18 protein-coding genes are annotated in these 19,818 nt (G+C 37.4%); 12 read left to right on the top strand and 6 right to left on the bottom strand.

What is annotated here, in order from left to right; translation table 11 throughout:
• Window positions 1–79 precede the first annotated feature (79 nt).
• The 4 genes from rseP (at window position 80) to VB711_RS05155 (ending at window position 4,670) form a co-directional block, all read left to right on the top strand.
• The gene (rseP, locus tag VB711_RS05140; protein WP_323284665.1) at window positions 80–1,180 is read left to right on the top strand and encodes an RIP metalloprotease RseP; all 1,101 of its coding nucleotides are present in this window, start codon (window positions 80–82) and stop codon (window positions 1,178–1,180) included.
• Window positions 1,156–1,836, top strand: a complete 681-nt coding sequence (gene nth / locus VB711_RS05145) for an endonuclease III (protein ID WP_323284666.1) — start codon at window positions 1,156–1,158, stop codon at window positions 1,834–1,836. Before rseP ends, nth begins: the two co-directional genes overlap by 25 nt.
• Before the next feature lie 534 nt (window positions 1,837–2,370).
• Window positions 2,371–3,273, top strand: coding sequence for a hypothetical protein (locus VB711_RS05150; RefSeq protein WP_323284667.1), 903 nt, complete (start codon window positions 2,371–2,373; stop codon window positions 3,271–3,273).
• Between the two features lie 134 nt (window positions 3,274–3,407).
• A complete protein-coding gene (locus VB711_RS05155; RefSeq protein WP_323284668.1) occupies window positions 3,408–4,670 on the top strand; it encodes a dihydroorotase in 1,263 nt (420 codons plus the stop codon).
• Between the two features lie 61 nt (window positions 4,671–4,731).
• Here VB711_RS05155 and VB711_RS05160 read toward each other — a convergent pair whose 3' ends face one another.
• Window positions 4,732–5,367 carry a restriction endonuclease subunit R gene (locus VB711_RS05160; RefSeq protein WP_323284669.1) on the bottom strand — a complete coding sequence of 212 codons (636 nt, stop codon included), beginning with the start codon at window positions 5,365–5,367 and terminating at the stop codon, window positions 4,732–4,734.
• Between the two features lie 434 nt (window positions 5,368–5,801).
• On the opposite strand from VB711_RS05160, the gene VB711_RS05165 reads away from it, so the two are divergent.
• The 6 genes from VB711_RS05165 (at window position 5,802) to dut (ending at window position 14,624) form a co-directional block, all read left to right on the top strand.
• Window positions 5,802–7,520, top strand: a complete 1,719-nt coding sequence (locus VB711_RS05165) for a diflavin flavoprotein (protein WP_323284740.1) — start codon at window positions 5,802–5,804, stop codon at window positions 7,518–7,520.
• A 380-nt stretch (window positions 7,521–7,900) separates the two neighbouring features.
• A complete protein-coding gene (locus VB711_RS05170; protein WP_323284741.1) occupies window positions 7,901–9,613 on the top strand; it encodes a diflavin flavoprotein in 1,713 nt (570 codons plus the stop codon).
• A 216-nt stretch (window positions 9,614–9,829) separates the two neighbouring features.
• Window positions 9,830–10,906, top strand: a complete 1,077-nt coding sequence (locus VB711_RS05175) for an Hpt domain-containing protein (protein WP_323284670.1) — start codon at window positions 9,830–9,832, stop codon at window positions 10,904–10,906.
• Between the two features lie 380 nt (window positions 10,907–11,286).
• The gene (locus VB711_RS05180; RefSeq protein WP_323284671.1) at window positions 11,287–12,807 is read left to right on the top strand and encodes a thymidylate synthase; all 1,521 of its coding nucleotides are present in this window, start codon (window positions 11,287–11,289) and stop codon (window positions 12,805–12,807) included.
• 432 nt (window positions 12,808–13,239) lie between these two features.
• A complete protein-coding gene (locus tag VB711_RS05185) occupies window positions 13,240–14,064 on the top strand; it encodes a dCTP deaminase domain-containing protein (RefSeq protein ID WP_323284672.1) in 825 nt (274 codons plus the stop codon).
• A gap of 119 nt (window positions 14,065–14,183) precedes the next feature.
• Window positions 14,184–14,624, top strand: a complete 441-nt coding sequence (gene dut / locus VB711_RS05190) for a dUTP diphosphatase (RefSeq protein ID WP_416233562.1) — start codon at window positions 14,184–14,186, stop codon at window positions 14,622–14,624.
• A gap of 139 nt (window positions 14,625–14,763) precedes the next feature.
• Here dut and VB711_RS05195 read toward each other — a convergent pair whose 3' ends face one another.
• From VB711_RS05195 to VB711_RS05210, 4 genes are all read right to left on the bottom strand, one after another.
• Complete coding sequence (locus tag VB711_RS05195) at window positions 14,764–15,156, bottom strand: hypothetical protein (protein ID WP_323284674.1); 393 nt, start codon at window positions 15,154–15,156, stop codon at window positions 14,764–14,766.
• Window positions 15,149–15,496: a hypothetical protein gene (locus VB711_RS05200; RefSeq protein WP_323284675.1), complete on the bottom strand. Its 348-nt coding sequence runs from the start codon at window positions 15,494–15,496 to the stop codon at window positions 15,149–15,151. Before VB711_RS05200 ends, VB711_RS05195 begins: the two co-directional genes overlap by 8 nt.
• 35 nt (window positions 15,497–15,531) lie before the next feature.
• Window positions 15,532–16,113, bottom strand: a complete 582-nt coding sequence (gene dcd, locus VB711_RS05205; protein WP_323284676.1) for a dCTP deaminase — start codon at window positions 16,111–16,113, stop codon at window positions 15,532–15,534.
• 70 nt (window positions 16,114–16,183) lie between these two features.
• Entirely contained in the window at window positions 16,184–16,720 is a 537-nt protein-coding gene (locus VB711_RS05210; protein ID WP_323284742.1) for a P-loop NTPase family protein, read from the bottom strand.
• 66 nt (window positions 16,721–16,786) lie between these two features.
• On the opposite strand from VB711_RS05210, the gene VB711_RS05215 reads away from it, so the two are divergent.
• Complete coding sequence (locus VB711_RS05215) at window positions 16,787–18,385, top strand: RluA family pseudouridine synthase (RefSeq protein WP_323284677.1); 1,599 nt, start codon at window positions 16,787–16,789, stop codon at window positions 18,383–18,385.
• Between the two features lie 372 nt (window positions 18,386–18,757).
• On the opposite strand, the gene VB711_RS05220 is transcribed toward VB711_RS05215, so the two are convergent.
• Complete coding sequence (locus tag VB711_RS05220; RefSeq protein WP_323284678.1) at window positions 18,758–19,135, bottom strand: hypothetical protein; 378 nt, start codon at window positions 19,133–19,135, stop codon at window positions 18,758–18,760.
• 121 nt (window positions 19,136–19,256) lie between these two features.
• Here VB711_RS05220 and VB711_RS05225 point away from each other — a divergent pair, with 121 nt between their 5' ends.
• Window positions 19,257–19,769: a DM13 domain-containing protein gene (locus VB711_RS05225; RefSeq protein ID WP_323284679.1), complete on the top strand. Its 513-nt coding sequence runs from the start codon at window positions 19,257–19,259 to the stop codon at window positions 19,767–19,769.
• Window positions 19,770–19,818 lie beyond the last annotated feature (49 nt).

The raw sequence follows: 19,818 nt of genomic DNA on the forward strand, positions 1-19,818 counted from the left end.
CAGATATTGCAATAGTTTATCAGCCCATTCCCGAACTACAATAAAAGTATATGTGTGAATATGTGAATATTTTTGCTTTATGTCAGTTTTAGCAGCGATCGCAGTTTTGGCTATTTTGATCTTAGTGCATGAGTTTGGGCATTTTATCGCCGCACGTTCTCAAGGGATTTACGTTAACCGATTTTCCTTGGGTTTTGGACCAGTAATTTGGAAATATCAAGGATCACAAACAGAATATGCTATCCGTGCCTTTCCCTTGGGTGGCTTTGTCGGCTTTCCTGATGATGATCCAGATAGCGAAATTCCGCCCAATGATCCCAATTTACTGCGTAACCGTCCGATTTTAGATCGAGCGATCGTTATCAGCGCCGGAGTAATCGCCAACTTAATCTTTGCTTATTTAGTTCTAGCTCTACAATTGGGTATCGTTGGTGTACCAGAATCATTTCAATATCAACCTGGTGTAATCGTCAAACCAGTTAACGAACAATCAGTAGCTTACCAAGCCGGAATTAGAGAAGGAGACATTATTCTGGCTATAAATGGTCAGGAACTACCTGCAAACAAAAATTCTACCTCATTGCTGACCAAAGAAATCCAAAATAACCCAAATCAACCAATTAGTCTCAAACTCCAACATCAAAACCAAGAATTATCCCTGAAATTAACACCAAAACTCGGTGCTGACGGCAAAGGTGTAGTAGGGATTGAACTTGGACCCAATGGAAAAGCAGTTTATCGTCGTCCCCAAAATACTGGAGAGATTTTTAGCCTTGCAGCTAATCGCTTTCAGCAGTTATTCGTCGGCACACTCCAAGGTTTTGGCCAGTTAGTAACTAATTTTGGACAAACAGTGGGACAAGTTTCTGGTCCAGTTAATATCGTCAAAATTGGCGCGAAATTAGCTGCTGATAATAGTGCTAACTTATTATCCTTTGCCGCAATCATCAGTATTAATCTAGCAGTGATTAATATTTTGCCTTTACCTGCTTTAGATGGTGGACAATTGGCTTTTTTAGTAATTGAAGGTTTACTAGGCAAGCCTTTACCTACCAAGATTCAAGAAGGTGTAATGCAAACTGGTTTAGTGCTAATCTTAGGATTAGGCATTTTTCTAATTGTTAAAGAAACCACCGAATTAACTTCCCAGTTAGAATGGGTGCAAAAATTGTTGCAGTGAGCGTAAATCGTAAATCTTTATCTAAAAAGCAACGGGCTACAGAAATTCTTAAACGCCTAAAGCTGCTTTATCCAGATGCAACCTGCTCTTTAGATTATTCAACACCTGTGCAGTTGCTGGTGGCAACTATTCTTTCCGCTCAATGTACTGATGAGCGAGTGAATAAGGTTACACCAGCATTATTTACTCGGTTTCCTGATGCTGAGAGTTTAGCCAATGCTGATTTGACAGAATTAGAAGAATTGGTGCGTTCCACTGGATTTTATCGCAATAAAGCCAAGAATATCCAAGGCGCTTGTCGGATGATAGTCAGGGAATTTAACTCAGTAGTTCCCAACCAAATGGAACAACTTTTAAAACTTCCTGGTGTCGCCAGAAAAACTGCTAATGTAGTTTTGGCTCATGCCTATGGTATTAATGCTGGGGTGACAGTTGATACTCATGTTAAACGCCTTAGTCAACGTTTAGGTTTAACTAAATATACTGAACCAGTCCCGATTGAGCAAGACTTAATGAAATTATTACCCCAACCAGACTGGGAAAATTGGTCAATTAGCCTAATTTATCACGGTCGGGCTGTGTGTAAGGCACGTTCTCCTAGTTGTGATATTTGTGATTTGGCTGATTTATGTGCGATGAATAGGGAAATTACTTAATAGTCTGTCAAGAACCAATTGACGGGTAAATAAATCTTCTTTCTTCTTTCTTCTTTCTTTCCCTCCGGGACGCTACCGCGGTAAGCGGAGCTATGCCGTAGGCTTTACGCGCTCTTTGCGTCCTTTGCGGTTCATTTCCTCTTTATCCCTCAAAATGTATTTGAGAGACTACGAGTTTCAGGAATCCTATATTAGTCCGGTGCGTCAGATAGAGAAAATCTGTTGTCTGCTTAATTATCGGGTCTGACGCACCCTACCAGAGATAAAATAATAATCCTTATGCAATAGATTCTGTCAATGCGTAACTCCTAAACTCATCTAATTTTTGGTTGAGAACCATGAGGAAATTACTGATAGGCTTAACCTGCATAGTAACTAAAAATTAAGATTTTTTAAAGATCCTGGTTAATTCCTGTAACGATAAGTATTATATGATGTGTCACTATAGTGAGTTAAGCTAAATTGTGGTTTCTCGCTGAACTTCAACATTTAGGCATCGAAGCTAATAGAATTTACTGGTGGGCAGATATTAGAATGAAATATTTTTATAGTAGGTTAATTGCTTCTAAGTCAAAAAGTTGGCATAGACACCTCTTATATTTGATTATTTTTACAATTGTATTGAGTGGTTGTTCCATAACTTTTTCAGAGGAAGACGAGGAAGTTAATACTCCTCAAAGTCCATCATCTAATTCTACGAATACTAATTCTCCTACTCCTACTCCTACCGATTCTATAACTGAAACTGATCCAGAAAAACAAATATATTCTAAGTCAACAGAGCTAAAATTACGTTGTGGTCAAACTTCTAATTTTCAAAACTTTGAAATAACTAGCAAATGCCCTTCACAAAAAGATGGTAGACGCGATAAATCAATTGTGACTTTTTCATTTCTGAATAAATCTCCCCAACATTCATATCTAACCTTTGAGGGAACTGTAAGTATTTCTTTTAATTCAGGTGTTGTGGATAAAGACTACAAAAATTATACATACTTTAATAGCAAAGAAGCATCTGTATTTCATAGTACGGCTAAACTTAATCCCAACCAAGCAATCAAAATAGATACAGTTATCAATAATGTTAATGATGAGTTTACTTTTAAACTAGGAATCGGAAAAGTAAAAATTGATTTTGCTGAATCTAAAACAATTAGTCTCAAATGCCCCGATTACGGAATTGCTGGAGATGCAGCTTATGGTGTTGGATTTCAGTTATCTTGTTTACGCGATATGGCAAGAGTGCATTTTGTGAATTTTGACAATAACGCAAGTCAAGCAAGAAGTGTGAAATTAGAACAAGTTCAAAGGGGAATATTATGGATATATACTAAAACTAATTTTCCTCCAGGAACTTATGGTGGTGTAGGTGTAAATTTATTACGCAGTTCTCGCGGAGAATCTGGTAATTATCAAGCTCAAATATTTTCTCCTTAATTATTAACAAAATTTAGGCACAGAGTTTGATATTACTTCTCAAGCGTCTTTGAGAATTTAAGGAATTATTAATTCGTTGTATAATGTAATGATAATTATCATGATTTCAAATCAATTGTTAATATTTAATTTTTATGTCTGAATTATTACAAAAAGTAAGAGTAGTTGACCCAGTTTCAGGAACTGATCAAGTAGCTGATGTATTAATTGTTGATGGTTATATTCAAGCGATCGCTCCCAATTTGGCTGATTTTAGTCCTGATACCGTAATTCGAGATTGTCGAGGATTGGTTCTGGGTAATGGATTGGTGGATTTGTATAGTCATTCTGGTGAACCGGGTTTTGAGGAAAGAGAAACCCTTGATTCATTTTTACAAGCTGCGGCTGCTGGTGGATTTACGAGAGTGAGTGTTTTACCAGATACGTCTCCACCAATTGATAATCCGGCAGTTGTGGCACAGTTGCAGAGAAAAAGTTCATTAGAAGGGGGTTTACCTTCACCTAGCTTGCACATCTGGGGGGCAATTACCCTAGATTTAGCTGGTAAGCAGTTGGTGGAAGTAGCAGATTTAGCGGCTGCGGGGGTTGCGGGTTTTACTGATGGTCAACCTTGGGAAAATTTGGCTTTGCTGCGACGGGTATTAGAATATTTCCAGCCCTTTGGTAAACCTGTAGCTTTTTGTCCATGCGATCGCTCACTGATGGCTAATGGGGTGATGCGGGAAGGTGCGGAGGCTTTGCGTTTGGGTTTACCCCCTGTCCCAGCTATTGCGGAAACTACGGCTATTGCCGCTTTATTGGAATTGGTTGCTACCATTGGCACACCTGTACATATTATGCGGGTGTCTACAGCCCGGAGTGTGGAATTGATTGCTACGGCTAAGTTCCAAGGTTTACCTATCACCGCCAGCACTACTTGGATGCACTTGTTACTTGATACCAAAGCTGTTAAGAGTTATCATACTGCGTTGCATTTAAACCCACCTTTAGGTAATCCCAGTGATGTGGCGGCTTTGCGTGGGGGGGTACGTGGGGGAGTGATAGACGCGATCGCTGTTGATCATGCACCGTACACTTATGAAGAGAAAGTCCAGGCTTTTGCAGAATCACCAGCCGGGGCTATTGGCTTGGAGTTGGCGTTACCTTTATTATGGCAAAATCTGGTGGAAACGGGAGAATTTACTGCGTTAGAATTATGGCGGGCTTTGAGTAATCAACCGGCGATGTGTTTGCAGCAAAGTATGAGGGCGATCGCTGTGGATGAAAAAGCTGAATTAACTTTATTTGATCCTCAAGAAGTTTGGCAAGTTAATCGAGAAAATCTTTTTTCTCTTTCTAGTAATACTCCTTGGTTTGGTGAAGAAGTTATTGGTCGGGTGATTAAGGTTTGGTGTTGAGTTATAAATAGGACTCGGAATAAACGAACCACAGAGGCACAGAGAACACAGAGGAATAGTTTTATAGCTGACAAATTGCTTTGAGGACTTGCAATAATTGTGTTGAACGTTCTCTTTCCATGAAGTTTAATAATGGCATCATCTGGTAAGTTGGTGATTCTTTTTGGTGAATATGGACAAATTGATAATATTGTCCGTTTGTCACTAATCCCCACACTGAATTTTGTTTTTCTAAACTTTGATAAGCATAAGTTAGTAATTGAGGTAAGCCAACTGATGGTGCAATACTACTATTTTTAGATTCAATCAAAAGAATCCAAAAGTGAGCATTAGCTTTGTTGGTTTTAGCTTTAGTTACAGCTAAAATGTCTAATCTGCCTTTAATGATTTTATCTTCGTCTTCAATTTCAATTTCTTCTATATTTTCTTCTAAAATTATCTCGATAGGATAGCGATAAAATCCAGCTAATCTCATTAATGGTGCAAGTACCAGAAATTTCACCTGTCCTTCAGATACCTTACCTGCTGTTAGGTAATGCCGAAAGTCGTCTCGTATTTCTGTAAGTTCTTGTTGTTCGGTTTCTGTAAGTGGTTTTAGAGATAATAAAGGTGTGAAAGATTCTGCATATTCCTCTTGAAAATCAAACAGACGTTGTACTTCTACCAGTGATAAATTACGGACATTAAGAATTGTCATAATGTATATTTTTTCCTTGAGGGACTTCCAAACAAAAAACACTCAACCACCTAACGCAAAAAACCTCTCAAATCCTCATTCCTCTGTGTTCTCTGTGTCTCTGTGGTTCGTTAATCCGGCTTATTTGTTTATGATATCTCTATTTTTACCCAATGTAAATTATACAAACTTAGATGTAATGTTTTTTAACAACGAGAAAAATATTTTCTCAAACAGATAAAACATAATGTATGATATTTTTGGGATTTTAAATTATGTCAATAAATATCAATATAGCTGGTAGATTTTTCGAGTAAGAAATAATGCTGAAAAATAGCCATATTTGATACAAGTTGAATTTTACAAAATAGCGTTTTGATTACAACTTAAAAATAAATTAAAAGCGAGAATGGGGGCAGGAAAAAACACTGTTTATTTGCGCTCGGAGACGAATGATGGTAGCGATCTCAGAGAACGTTCAGCATCGGTTAACTATACAAACTGTAGAAATTGCTCCTAACACTACGGCGATTCGCTCTCTTGATTGGGATCGCGATCGCTTTGATATAGAATTTGGACTGCAAAACGGCACAACCTATAATTCATATTTAATTAGGGGCGAACAAACTGTTTTAATTGACACTTCACATCAGAAGTTTCGTGAACTGTATTTAGAGACTCTCAAAGGTCTTGTTAACCCCAAAACAATTGATTACGTCATTGTTAGCCACACAGAACCAGACCACAGTGGCTTAGTAGAAGATGTATTACAATTAGCACCAAGAGCGACTGTTTTAGCTTCTAAAGTAGCCCTTCAGTTTTTAGAGGGTTTGGTACATGATCCTTTTTCTAAGCGGATTGTCAAAAGTGGCGATCGCATAGATATTGGTAAAGGACATGAAATTGAATTTGTCAGCGCACCTAACCTACATTGGCCTGATACCATTTTCAGTTTTGATCGCAAAACCCAAATTCTCTACACCTGCGACGCTTTTGGGATGCACTTTTGCGACAATCGCACCTTTGATGAAGATTTAGAAGCCATTGAAGCCGATTTCCGCTTTTACTACGACTGCTTAATGGGACCCAATGCGCGTTCATTGTTAAATGCAATGAAAAGAATGGGAGATTTAGGCAAAATCCAAATTATTGCTAACGGACACGGACCCTTATTACATCACAACCTAGATGTTTTAACCGACTGTTATCAAAGTTGGAGTCAAAGACAAACCAAAGCCGAAACTATAGTTGGTTTATTCTATGTTTCCGATTATGGTTATAGCGATCGCCTAGTTCACGCAATTTCTGAAGGTATCCAAAAAACCGGAGTTGGTGTAGAACTGGTAGACTTAAATACTGCTGGACTACAAGAAATTCAAGAAATAGCCGGAAGAGCCTCTGGGATTGCCATTGGGATGCCCCCCACCACCTCCACTGTAGCCCAAGCAGGGATTAGTTCACTATTATCTGTCACCAAAAATAAACAAGTAGCAGGTTTATTTGAATGTTACGGTGGCGACGATGAACCCATTGATACCTTGCGACGGAAATTTATCGACTTGGGTGTAAAAGAAGCCTTTCCAGCGATTCGGATTAAAGAAGTTCCTAACGATTCCACCTACCAACTGTGTACAGAAGCCGGTACAGACTTGGGACAATTGCTGATGAAAGAACGCAACATCAAGCAGATCAAGTCCCTCGACGTGAACATGGAAAAAGCCCTGGGACGGATTAGTAGCGGCTTGTATATTGTCACAGCCAAAAAAAGCGGCGTTAGCGGGGCAATGATCGCTTCTTGGGTGACACAAGCCAGTTTACAGCCTTTAGGGTTCACCATTGCGGTAGCCAAAGATCGCGCCATTGATAACTTACTACAAATAGGCGATCGCTTTGTCCTCAATGTCCTGGAAGAAGGAAATTATCAAGACCTGAAAAAGCACTTCCTCAAGCGTTTACATCCCGGTGCAGACCGATTTGCTGGTGTAAAAACCCAAACCGCCAAAAACGGTTCTCCCATCCTCACCGATGCCCTCGCATACATGGAATGCGAAGTAGTCAGCAGCATGGAATGTAGTGACCACTGGATTTTATACTGCATCGTCGAAGATGGCCGTGTATCTAAACCAGATGGAATTACAGCAGTGCGTCATCGCAAAGTAGGTAACTACTACTAAGGATGATTGGTGATTAGAAAAACTTCCATCCATTAGACATCTTCTAGAAAGAATGTAGAGACGTTTTCTAGAAGAAATGTAGAGACGTTCCATGGAACGTCTCTACAAAGGTTGTTAATTCTAAAGGTATGTCATCTCTACAAGGGTTGTTAATTCTAAAGGTATGTCATCTCTACAAAGGTTGTTAATTCTGAAAATATGTCAAAAATCAGGACAATTACCAATCACCAATTACCAATCACCAATCACCCATCACCCATCACCATGAACAGATATTTCACAATTTATATGAAACTATGAAACCGCTAGATTCTTTTTCTGACATTCTTACATCGGCTAAAAATTGGTTTTCTCAAGTATTCTCTTCACCAAAAAAAACTATGAGCGATTCCAAACCACGGGACGTACAAATTTTACCTATTGCTACTAACACAAAAGTTCTCAGAGCGCGGAGTTGGTCACGTCTACGGTTTGAAATTGAATATGCACGATTAAGAGGAACTACTTCCAACTGCTATTTAATAGAAGCCGATAAAACTGCACTGATTGATCCTCCAGCCGAAGGCTTTACAGCAATTTACCTAGAAGCATTAAAAAACACAATCCAGTTTAAAAAGTTGGATTATGTGATTCTTGGTCATTTTAATCCTAACCGTGTACCCACACTAAAAGCGATTTTAGAACTTGCACCTCAAATCACCTTTGTTTGTTCTTTACCTGCTGCGGCTAACTTACGAGCAGCTTTTTTAGACCAAGATATCAAAGTTTTGGTAATGCGCGGTAAAGAAACATTAGATTTAGGCAAAGGTCACGTTTTAAAATTCTTACCTACTCCTAGTCCTCGTTGGCCAGAAGCGTTATGTAGCTACGACCAACAAACCCAAATTTTGTTTACAGATAAATTATTTGGCGCACATATCTGTAGCGATGAAATATTTGATGAAAATTGGGAAAGCTTAAAAGAAGACCAACGCTACTACTTTAATTGCTTAATGGCTTCCCAGTCCACCCATGTAGATGCAGCCTTAGAAAAAATCTCCGACTTACAAGTGAGAATGTATGCTGTTGGTCATGGACCCGTAGTGCGTACTGGTGTCATTGAACTGACAAAAGCTTATGCTCAGTGGAGTGATGCTGAAAAAAACCGGGAAATATCTGTGGCGTTACTTTACGCTTCAGCTTATGGAAATACTGCCATTTTAGCACAGGCTATAGCTTTGGGTTTAACTAAAGGCGGGGTTGCAGTTCAGTCTATTAATTGCGAATTTGCACCACCTGATGAAATCCGCACCAATTTAGAAAAAGCGGATGCCTTTATTATTGGTACTCCCACCATTGGAGGCCATGCACCGACTCCTATTCATACTGCTTTGGGTATTGTCCTTTCTACTGGTGACAATAGCAAATTAGCCGGGGTATTTGGTTCTTACGGTTGGAGTGGTGAAGCCTTAGACATGGTGGAAGGTAAACTGCGGGATGCTGGATATCGCTTTGGTTTTGACACCTTGAAAGTGAAATTTAAACCTGACGAAGTGACTCTCAAATTGTGTGAAGAACTTGGTACAGATTTTGCACAAGGCTTGAAAAAGGCGAAAAAAGTGCGTGTACCTCAACAATCTGCTACTCCTGTAGAACAAGCAGTGGGACGGATTATTGGTTCTGTGTGCGTAGTTACCGCCAAACAAGGAGATGTTTCTACAGGTATGCTGGGGGCGTGGGTTTCGCAAGCTACATTTAATCCACCGGGAATTACAGTAGCGATCGCTAAAGATCGAGCAGTAGAATCTCTCATGTATCCCGGCGGAAAATTTGCCTTGAATATCCTCCCTGAAGGCGTTCACACAGAATACATGAAGCATTTCCGCAAGCATTTCGCCCCCGGAGAGGATCGATTTGCTAACTTCCAAACCGCAGAAGCCGACAACGGTTGTACTGTTCTCACCGATGCCTCTGCATACTTAGAATGCTTGGTTAGTGAACGGATGGAATGTGGCGATCATTGGGTAATATACGCAACAGTTGATAATGGTAAATTGCTCAAACCCGATGCTGTAACTGCTATTAATCATCGCAAAGCAGGTACACATTATTAATTCCTAAACATTATAAATTATCCAACCGTCTTTGAGCATATTCAAGGCGGTTTTATTTTGTTTTTTATTGAAGATATGAATTTAATTAGAAGTGGGTAATCTAAATCCAAGAGCAAATCAAGCCAAGTTTGCAGGTATATTCCCTTAGAAGTTCTATAAAATTGCTCCTTCCTAAATATCGTAATACTCAATACTTACCTACTAAGTTTTAGAGCCATGAATCCAGAACAATCCCAAAAAATCATCAGCTACTTTGTTGAAGAATCACAAGAATATCTCAACATAATTCACAGAGGTTTAGTGAATTTACAAAATACAATTGATGACAAGGAGGAATTAAATATCATGTTTCGGGCTACTTTTAGCCTCAAAGGTATGGCAGGAATGCTAGGATTTACTAGCATCATGGAAATTGTATATCCTTTAGAAGATTGTCTAAGATTACTTCATTATCCGATTATTGCAGACGAAGCACTAAAATTATTCTTCTTGTATATTTATCATACAATCAAAAGATTAGTCCTCACAATTAAAACAAATGAGGGTTTAACAGCAGAAAAAGTAGCTGATATTACTTTCAATCTTGATGCTATTTTTACCATCCTCAATTCTCATTTACTTCTACTGATTGATAAATCAAACTACAAAGCTAAGATTAGCAGCATAAATACCTCACACACCTGGGGTTATGACATACCATTAAAAATAATTTTACTAGACACTAAACCTTTTTTATGTAGAACCTTTGCCGATTATTTTGAAGGCTTACCTAATGTACAAATAGTCAATGGTACTTTTGAAGATTTGCCTTTCTTTGATTGTGTAGTTACTGCGGCTAGTTCTTTAAATTCCGCTAATAAAATTGATGGAGCAATTCTCAACTTTTTTGGAGAAGATGTAGTAAATTCATTACAAAAAAGCATCCATGAAGAATATTTAGGAGATCAACCGATAGGTACATCCTTAATTGTCGAAACAAATCATCCTTTACACCCGTTTCTTGCTCACGCTCCAAGTTTGAGAATGTCAATATCTATGGCTGGAAATGATCATGTTTATCAAGCTATCTGGTCAACATTATTAGCAATTCGTAAACATAATCAATACTGTAATTGTTTACAAAAGCAGATTAATATAGTTGCTATTCCTGGCTTGGGTACAAGTATGGGTAGCGTTCCCATTGATGAAGTAGCTAGACAAATGTCTATGGCTTATCAAAATTTCCTTTTTAGTAATCATTCCTCACAGTCTTATACCCAAAAACAATTTCAGGATTCACTAACACTTTATTAACATTTGCCTAAACCTTCAGGAAATGTAAAAAAGACAATAAAACAACTCTCAAAATTAGGCGTTGGAATCCAATAACATCCTGTAAATCCTCAAATCCTGGTTATCCTGATTCAGACAAATAAAAATCACCAATTCCCCACCAGAAAATCATCCAATAACATCCTGAAAATCCTAAAATCCTGGAGATTTTTGTTGCTTTTAAATTAGTAATTTCTAGGGTGTGTTAGCGACAGCGTAACGCACCTCATATTGACTAAATAATTTACTTTATTATCTTTTTGTAATTTTTTAAATTTAGAAAGCCTGTAAATATTATAACTCTACTTGTTGCTATTTTAAAATAATTATGATAATATTATTTGGTTTTATTTGAGTTAAAGATGATACAAACTGGTCAAATCACCCAATTTAGTTACGCAGCACAGCACAAACCCAACCAGTTGATTTATGGAAATGGGCAAACAGCAGTAATTACAGGGTGGACGGTGAAACAAGCCCTCTCAAAACACCTCCAACCATTAGAGTATGCTGTAATTGGGCAGTTATACTCACCCACCAGAGGCATAAATTTACTAATTCGCAACTTATTATTAAATCCTCATGTTCGTTATTTAGTCATTCTCAACGCCACCAAAGAAGATCAAAATGCAGGTGCGTGTCAATGCTTGTTAGATTTTTTTCGCAATGGTGTAGAAGAAAGTTTAAGTGATACAGGGCGTAAATCCTGGGTAATTAATTCTGCTATTCCTGGTTATATAGATATTGATATTGATATCAACGCTCTAGAAAAATTGCGTCATTCTATAGAATTTCAAGAAGCCAAAACAATTCCCGTAGCAGTAGAGCAAATTAAATATTATGCCCAACAGGAAGCACTGCCAGCATGGGGTCTACCGTTAGAATTTCCCTTAGCGATTATTGAACCCACAGTTTTACCGGGAACACGCTATGGTCACAGAATTGAAGGTAAAACCATTGCTGAAACTTGGGTAAAAATCATTCATAGAATTAAGACAACGGGAACAATTAGACCAACTGGTTATGATGGCAAATGGCAAGAATTAATAGATTTAATGGCAGTTGTCACCGACGAACCTGATGATTTTTATTTTCCTGAACCGAATTATTTACCAATAGATAGAAGCTTTTTAGAGGAATACGTTTCGCAAATTTTAGATGATGCACCCAACCGGGAAGGGTTGAAATACACCTATGGTCAACGTTTACGTTCTTGGTTTGGACGAGATCAAATTCAGCACGTAATTGATAAATTAATAGTTGATATTGATTCAGCTAGAGCGGTAATGTCTTTATGGGATGCTAGTCAAGATAATAATGATAATCCACCTTGTCTAAATCATATTTGGGTGCGAATTGTTGAAAATGAATTATCTTTAACAGCAACTTTCCGCAGTAATGATATGTTTTCAGCTTGGCCAGCAAATGCGATGGGTTTACGAGCTTTGCAACGATATATTTATGATTCTATAGTTAAAAATTCTGATCACAATTTGAAAATGGGTTCATTAATTACTATTAGTCAAAGCGCCCATATTTATGATGATTGTTGGGAAAATGCCGAAAATGCGATAAAATCTCAATATACTAAAATTTGTCAGAAAAGAAACTATTTTGATCCTGCGGGTAGTTTTGTTATTTATATTCAAGATGATAGCATTATTGTAGAACATACAACTCCTGGTTCTGGAGAAGTAGTTAATTGTTATTCAGGTAAATCTGCAACTTCAATCTATCGACAAATAGCGGCAGATTGTCCAGGTTTAGAAGTTGATCATGCTTTGTATTTAGGTGCAGAGTTGCAAAAAGCGGAAATAGCTTTCTTAATGAAAGAACAGTTTATTTATGAACAAGATAAAAGTTTAATAAAATTAAAGCTATAGTCAAGATTTAATACTAAGTAGGTGGACGGGAAAAACAGAAATATGTAACGAAAAGTAAAATTGGCTCAAAACCTCTTCTCTGTTCCCTGTTCCCTTCTCATAACGACAATTTTTAATGCCAACCTACTTAGTACAGCACAACGTAAATAAACCCACCATTAAATTTGCTGAAAAATCTGTGATTTGAAACCCTTGTAAAAGGTATACATATTTACGCTACTGTTTAATAGTACCATTATTTATATGATATAGTAATAAAATTAAGTAAGTAAGCACAAATAAACCTAACTATGTAACAAAATGTAAAATACTCAAAACCCTTGCGATTGCTTCACTCCGTTACGCTCCGTATGGCTAAAGCCGCGCTCCGCGAACGCAATGACATACCTTTAAATTTTTCTGTTAACCTACTCACATACCAATTAACACATTATGAGTACATTAAGTGATATAGATATTAAACGAGAATTAGGTATTAACATTTATATATATCCTTATAATAAGGGTAATCTTAAAGGTGCAAATTACAACTTAACAGCTAGTGAATTTGCTTGGAGCTTATCAACTAAGCAAAGAATTTATAACAGTCAAAACAAAAAAATTATTATTGAGCCAGGAGATACTGCTTTAATAGAAACTAATGAAACTATTTGGGTGTCAAAAAAAATAATGGGAACTTACCATTCCAGGGTTACTCAAGTATCACATGGTACTGGTCATATTGGTACTACTCTTGATCCTAATTACATTGGTCCTTCTTTGATAGCTGTACATAATCATAGTAATGATCCAATTGAATTAATTCCAGAAGAAACTCACTTTGTAACCCTAGCTTTTCAATATCTTTCTTCAGAGTCAAGTAAAGATAAACACGGGAATAATCATGGCAGACTAGAAATCCTTAGCAAAGTGGGTATAATACTCACAACAGACGAGGAGAATGCTCTTAATAAAGATTACATGATCGAGACAGAAGCACTATTGTCAAAACTAGAAGAATGTCAAGATTATCAAGTAATAAGGCAAAGTCGTCAAAACAAAATTAAAAAATTTTCAATACGGAAGTTTTATTGGGGACTTAGTTTCATTATAATTTTACTCATAATTACCAGCACAATCCTATCAGTTAATAAAAAAAAGCTAGAAAGCAATAATTGGTATCAACCAGCTACTTATGCTATTGAGAAATCTATAGAAGCTATTATTGTAGTTATTATAACTTTAACAACAAATAAATTATTAAACCAAGACCAATAAACTATACTTGATAAGGCTATAACTTGGGTTTTTAGATCAATATATCCCCTTTAAGCAAAAGCTCAAATTGTAACCTTGAGAAGTATATAACCAACAAATCAGACATAACAAAAGATATGATGAAATTAAAAGTAGTTAAACTTATCCATTCAGCAATAATTCCTAAATATGAACATTCAAATGATGCTGGATTAGACTTAATATCTATAGAAGAACTAGAACTTCTTGCTGGAGAAAGCAAATTAATTCACACAGGTATATCAATAGAATTACCTCCAGGAACTGAAGCTCAAGTTCGTCCTAGAAGTGGTTTAGCTCTTAAACACCAAATTACTGTTTTAAATACTCCAGGTACGATAGACGAAGGTTATCGAGGAGAAATAGGTGTAATTTTAATAAATCATGGAAAAAAACCTTTTAAAATATCAAAAGGAATGAAAATTGCTCAGATGGTTATTGCACCAGTAATTCGTGTTGAAATTGAAGAAGTTGATAGCTTAACTGATACATCTAGGGGAACTGATGGTTTTGGCTCAACTGGAATTACTACAAATATATAAACGTGCATACTATTTGAACATACGGAAGCCAGTGTGACAACCTCTAACTAATATTGATATTTAACCTGACGAGCTTTATAAGTAGTCATGCAAAATTATTTGCACATCCTATTTGCATCTGAGGCGTAATTTTTATATTTTAGTAAGATTGCAAATATTCTAACAATAATAACCGCAAGTAATCCAACATCCTAATATAATTTTTTATCTGTTCATACTTGCCATTACTACTAAAGTAAAATTTACCAATTGGGGATACACTAAAAACTCGCATTGCTTGTAATTGAGAAATTACGTTTTCCTGATTAACTATTTTACCTGTAGCTGCAATTTGACTGGCATAACCTCTTAAATTTACTGTGAAAAGTTCAATTTCTTCTAACAGGGAAAACTCTTCATTCTCTGGGGAAAACTCAGTCAGAATTTCTTTTCTTTCCCTGCGGGTATTTTGATAAGTATTAGTCAATTGTGACAATAATTCAATAATGTTTCTTTTTGTTACTTCTTGCTGATTTAATATTGCTTCAGTCATCGTTAACTCCATAAGTAACTATCTTTTCGCTGCCATATTTATCTGGTCTGATAATCAGATATTCATTACCTTTACGATATACTGCCGAACCATCTCCACGATATCCAGTTTTTGGAACTCTGACTGCTCCTTTTTTATTAAAGTTATAAGCTTTACGGAGATATTTTAATGGGTCAATTCCTTTTCTAGCAGCATGATCTAATATACTCTGAGCAACACTTGTATAAGTAGCAGCATCCCACTCGTTGATGTATTTATGAATCTCAGCCACCTCTGCTAAAGTATAGCGTTCTAATAGCTGTATCAAAAAGGGATCAGAGATTGGCTCTTCTTCTGGCATGATTATCTAAGTGTATTATGGCAAACCTGACTTCTCTAAATACGAGCAGGAGTTACTTTCTCTAGCTGATCTTGATATTTTCCCCGTCGTGTTTCATAACTAATATCACAGGGTTCACCTTCCAAAAACATTAACTGTACAATCCCTTCACTAGCATAAATACGACAATCAGCACTGGAGGCGTTAGATAATTCTAAAGTTAAGTAACCACGCCAAGCAGCTTCGGCTGGAGTTATATTAGCAATTATACCGCATCTTGCATAAGTGCTTTTTCCTATACAAATTACTGTAATATTGTCTGGTATTTCTAATTTTTCCAGTGCAACCCCAAGTCCATAAGAATGTGCAGGTAGGATGAAATAAGTGCCATTGTTATCTCTGTGGAGTTTTGTTGGTTCTAAGTTCTCAGGATTAAAGTGTTTAGGATCAACTACTGTACCTGGAATATGCTTAAAAATTAGAAACTCTACTGGTGATAATCTAATGTCATAACCAAAGCTGCTAAGACCATAAGAAATTGCAGGTAAACCTTCAATATTACGAATTTGCTTAGACTCAAAAGGAGAAATCATGCCTTTTTGAGCCATTTCGGTGATCCAGATATCGTTTTTAATCATTTAATTACAAATTAACAGGTAATTCCCACAGAATTACTAGGATAGCGTGAAGTGGTAATTTATTTAAGCCTTATGGTTGATGACTGCGACGAATTTCTGTGATTTGGTCTGCTACATCTAACAACGATTTTGGCATCTCTGGACCGGTGAGAATGATATCTATGTGGGGAGGACGTTTGGATAGGAAATCTAAAACCTCAGTTTCGGGAATTAAACCAAATTTAATCGCTAAACTTAATTCATCTAAAACCACTAGAGAATATTTACCTGCGGATACTATCTGTTGGGTGTGCTGCCATAATTGCTGTAAGGCTTGATTTTCCGCTTCGTCTAAGTCTGGTGTATCAATATATCGGGGTAAATCACAACGTATCCAATCTAGATGTTGTCCCATTTGCATGGGTCGATTTTGTCCTTGATTAATCCCACCTTTGAGAAACTGTACTATTAACACTGGTGTACCTTGACCCGCAATTCTCAGTGATTGCGCCATCACACTTGTAAAAAAGTTGCGGTTTGGACTGGTAAAAACTTGTATCAGTCCCTCAACTGCATAGGGTAAGGTGAGAGTCGAATTTAAAGTAGGTGTTTCTAGTTGGACTACCATAAAGTTAATGTAAAAATCAAAATATAGCATTTGCAGAGGCTTTGCTCTTTCATCATCCACTAAAATATGGTATTTTTGTACCCAGTTTCCGATTTCCTCAGTTATCCCATTCCCTCCACAGAACCCAATTATTTCTATCAAGGTTATTCTCCCCAAACTCGTGAACTGCTGAAATTACCGCGTACACCCTTCGTTGAAGCTATAGCCCATAGTTTAATGCAACGTTTGCAGGAAGATGATATCTATGGACGTGAAGGAAAAATGTATGGTGTTTTATTGGTTGAATTACCTAATGGTGAACAACGGGTAATTAAGGCTTTTTCCGGTCTTTTAAATGGCCGTAGCGTCGTTGAAGGTTGGGTTTCACCTATCCCAGGTCGTGAGGAAGTCGCTTTAGCAGAAACTCGGACTTTGACTGAGTTGGAAGCAATGAAACAAGAAATCATCACTTTGCAGCAAATCCCAGAAAGGCAGCATTATCTGACATTGTACGCTGAATTTGCCCAAAAGTTAGAAGAAATGAATCTGCGCGATCGCTCTACCAAAAACCAACGACACCAAAAACGTCAACAACTTGGCGAAAATCTCACCCCCGAAATCCTCGCACAACTGGAAGCAGAAAGCCGTCAAGAGGGAATCGAACGCCGCAACCTCAAACGTCTTAAAAATCAAATTTTGCAGCCACTCCAGCAGATAATAACGGACGCTGATCAAAGAATCAGTGAACTCAAACAACGGCGTAAACAACTATCCCGACAACTACAAGCACAGATGCACGCGGCTTATAGTTTAACCAACTTTGCTGGACAATCTCTATCATTACAACAATTATTACCTGGAGGTACACCCACCGGCACGGGAGACTGTTGCGCCCCCAAACTGCTACACTATGCCGCAAGCAACCAATTAAAACCCCTAGCAATGGCTGAATTTTGGTGGGGTGATTCCTCTGGGGATAAAATTCAGGGAGATTTTTATGGTGCTTGTATTGAACGCTGTCAACCGTTGATGGGATTTCTGTTATCAGGATTAAAACCAGATATTAACAGCTTACCAATTATTTATCAAGACGAATGGTTAATTGCTGTCAATAAACCTCCAGGATTACTTTCTGTACCTGGCCGTTATAGCCACAATCAAGACAGTGTTCTTAGTCGTTTACGTCTGATGTATGGGGAAGAAATTAGGGCTGTGCATCGCCTAGATCAAGAAACTTCTGGTATTCTCTTATTGGCGCGGGATTTCTCTACCTATTCCCATCTTAGTCAACAATTTCAAAACAGGCAAATTCAGAAAACTTATGAAGCCTTACTTGCGGGTTCTTTGACCACAAACAATGGTGTAATTGATTTACCTTTGTGGGGAAATCCAGAAAATCGTCCTTATCAACAAATTAATATAGAAAAAGGCAAACCTAGTGTAACACATTTCCGGTTAATGGCACAAGAAGGGAACTACAGTCGTGTAGAGTTTACCCCTATCACAGGACGCACCCATCAATTACGAGTTCATGCGTCGGAAGGATTGGGAATAGCTATTTTAGGAGATAAACTTTATGGTTGTAGTGCTGTTGCTAGTCGATTACATCTACACGCTAAAGAATTGAGTTTTCAGCATCCCCAATCAGGAAATAACCTAAACCTAAAACTAAACACTCCATTTTAACTCAATACTGTTCGGTTAAGAGTATTTGTAGTTAAGCGACAGCGCAACCCAACAAAAGCCCGTAAATGTTGGGTTTCCTAACGTCAACCCAACCTACCTGATTTAATGTTTTTAGCTTAACCGACAAGTATTGGGGTCTGACGCACCCTACAAGAGACAGAATTGATAATGCTTATTTAATAGATTCTGTCAATGGGTAACTCATAAAGTCCATAAAAAAACACTCAAACCCTCATTCCTCTGCGTTCTCTGCGACGGCAGTCGCTCATGGGGGAAACCTCCAAGACCGCGCTGCCTTGTCTCTGCGGTTAGTTAATCCAGATAATTTATTTTTTAGAAGTTCCCAAAGCAACGGATCTCCAAGCTACTTACCTATTTTTGACAAATTTGCGAGATAATTGGCGTATAAAGGTTAGTATTATTAAAATGTACCGTTGAATTAGGAAAACTATTAGAACTTTGTGTACCATTATTTTGAAACGTGCTAACAATTAATCCGGCACGGGAAGGTTGAGAACAGTCTACACCCGTAACATTGGTTTTAGTCACAGTTAATAATGTATTTTTCACAGATATTTCTGTCAACTGTACATTTTTATTTGAGTTATCTGGGTTGGGAGTTGCCACTCCTTGTATAATTGACGAGCCGTTAGAAAATTGATAGGTTTTTTCTGGTACAGCCAAAGCCGCTTGAGGGACTGTAATAACTACAGCAGCAATTAAGCATGAATTAAGAGTTTGTTTCCACATATTTTTTAATAAAGCGTATAAATTACCTTTCTATAATATATTACACATTCCCAATTTTGGCTGAAAATCAGTTATACTCGTGTGTGCAGTTAGCGATCGCTATTACAAGGAATCAATAATTATGTGCAGAAAACATTTATTAATACTGAGTCTGTTTTCTCTGCTGGTGATTAGTTGTAACGAAAAATCTTCCTCTGAAGCAACTGTCAGCAATACACCTATCCCCACATCAAACAGTCAAAGCCCAACTCAAGCAATACCAGCAGTCTCAGCCAATGTTAATTTGAGTAAATCTGGCAAATTTGTTTCTGGGGAACACACAACTACAGGTAAAGTTACTTTAATTACCAAAGATGGTAAATCATCCTTAGTATTTGATCCATCTTTTAAAACTTCTGAATCAGGACCAGATTTAGTAGTAGTTTTACACCGTTCCAATAACGTTATTGGTTCAACCCGTCCACCAGCCCACCCTTTAGAGAAAGGAGATTATCTTTTTCTAAGTCCCTTAAAAAAATACAGTGGTAGCCAAACATATTCTATCCCTAGCAACATCAAATTAGAAGACTACAAATCTGTAGCTATTTGGTGCCGCAAGTTTAACGCGACATTTGGCGCTGCTAGTTTAATATAATTAAAACGTTGAAGTGTTGAATGTAAAGATTTGTGTAAAAAAGACAAAC

Source organism: Cronbergia sp. UHCC 0137, assembly GCF_034932285.1.
Taxonomy (GTDB): domain Bacteria; phylum Cyanobacteriota; class Cyanobacteriia; order Cyanobacteriales; family Nostocaceae; genus Cronbergia.

Excerpts from the sequence above, each read along its gene's own strand:
- rseP (WP_323284665.1), top strand. The coding sequence starts at position 80 with ATGTCAGTTTTAGCAGCGATCGCAGTTTTGGCTATTTTGATCTTAGTG.
- nth (WP_323284666.1), top strand. The coding sequence starts at position 1,156 with ATGGGTGCAAAAATTGTTGCAGTGAGCGTAAATCGTAAATCTTTATCT.
- VB711_RS05150 (WP_323284667.1), top strand. The coding sequence starts at position 2,371 with ATGAAATATTTTTATAGTAGGTTAATTGCTTCTAAGTCAAAAAGTTGG.
- VB711_RS05155 (WP_323284668.1), top strand. The coding sequence starts at position 3,408 with ATGTCTGAATTATTACAAAAAGTAAGAGTAGTTGACCCAGTTTCAGGA.
- VB711_RS05160 (WP_323284669.1), bottom strand. The coding sequence starts at position 5,367 with ATGACAATTCTTAATGTCCGTAATTTATCACTGGTAGAAGTACAACGT.
- VB711_RS05165 (WP_323284740.1), top strand. The coding sequence starts at position 5,802 with ATGGTAGCGATCTCAGAGAACGTTCAGCATCGGTTAACTATACAAACT.
- VB711_RS05170 (WP_323284741.1), top strand. The coding sequence starts at position 7,901 with ATGAGCGATTCCAAACCACGGGACGTACAAATTTTACCTATTGCTACT.
- VB711_RS05175 (WP_323284670.1), top strand. The coding sequence starts at position 9,830 with ATGAATCCAGAACAATCCCAAAAAATCATCAGCTACTTTGTTGAAGAA.
- VB711_RS05180 (WP_323284671.1), top strand. The coding sequence starts at position 11,287 with ATGATACAAACTGGTCAAATCACCCAATTTAGTTACGCAGCACAGCAC.
- VB711_RS05185 (WP_323284672.1), top strand. The coding sequence starts at position 13,240 with ATGAGTACATTAAGTGATATAGATATTAAACGAGAATTAGGTATTAAC.
- dut (WP_416233562.1), top strand. The coding sequence starts at position 14,184 with ATGAAATTAAAAGTAGTTAAACTTATCCATTCAGCAATAATTCCTAAA.
- VB711_RS05195 (WP_323284674.1), bottom strand. The coding sequence starts at position 15,156 with ATGACTGAAGCAATATTAAATCAGCAAGAAGTAACAAAAAGAAACATT.
- VB711_RS05200 (WP_323284675.1), bottom strand. The coding sequence starts at position 15,496 with ATGCCAGAAGAAGAGCCAATCTCTGATCCCTTTTTGATACAGCTATTA.
- dcd (WP_323284676.1), bottom strand. The coding sequence starts at position 16,113 with ATGATTAAAAACGATATCTGGATCACCGAAATGGCTCAAAAAGGCATG.
- VB711_RS05210 (WP_323284742.1), bottom strand. The coding sequence starts at position 16,720 with ATGGTAGTCCAACTAGAAACACCTACTTTAAATTCGACTCTCACCTTA.
- VB711_RS05215 (WP_323284677.1), top strand. The coding sequence starts at position 16,787 with ATGGTATTTTTGTACCCAGTTTCCGATTTCCTCAGTTATCCCATTCCC.
- VB711_RS05220 (WP_323284678.1), bottom strand. The coding sequence starts at position 19,135 with ATGTGGAAACAAACTCTTAATTCATGCTTAATTGCTGCTGTAGTTATT.
- VB711_RS05225 (WP_323284679.1), top strand. The coding sequence starts at position 19,257 with ATGTGCAGAAAACATTTATTAATACTGAGTCTGTTTTCTCTGCTGGTG.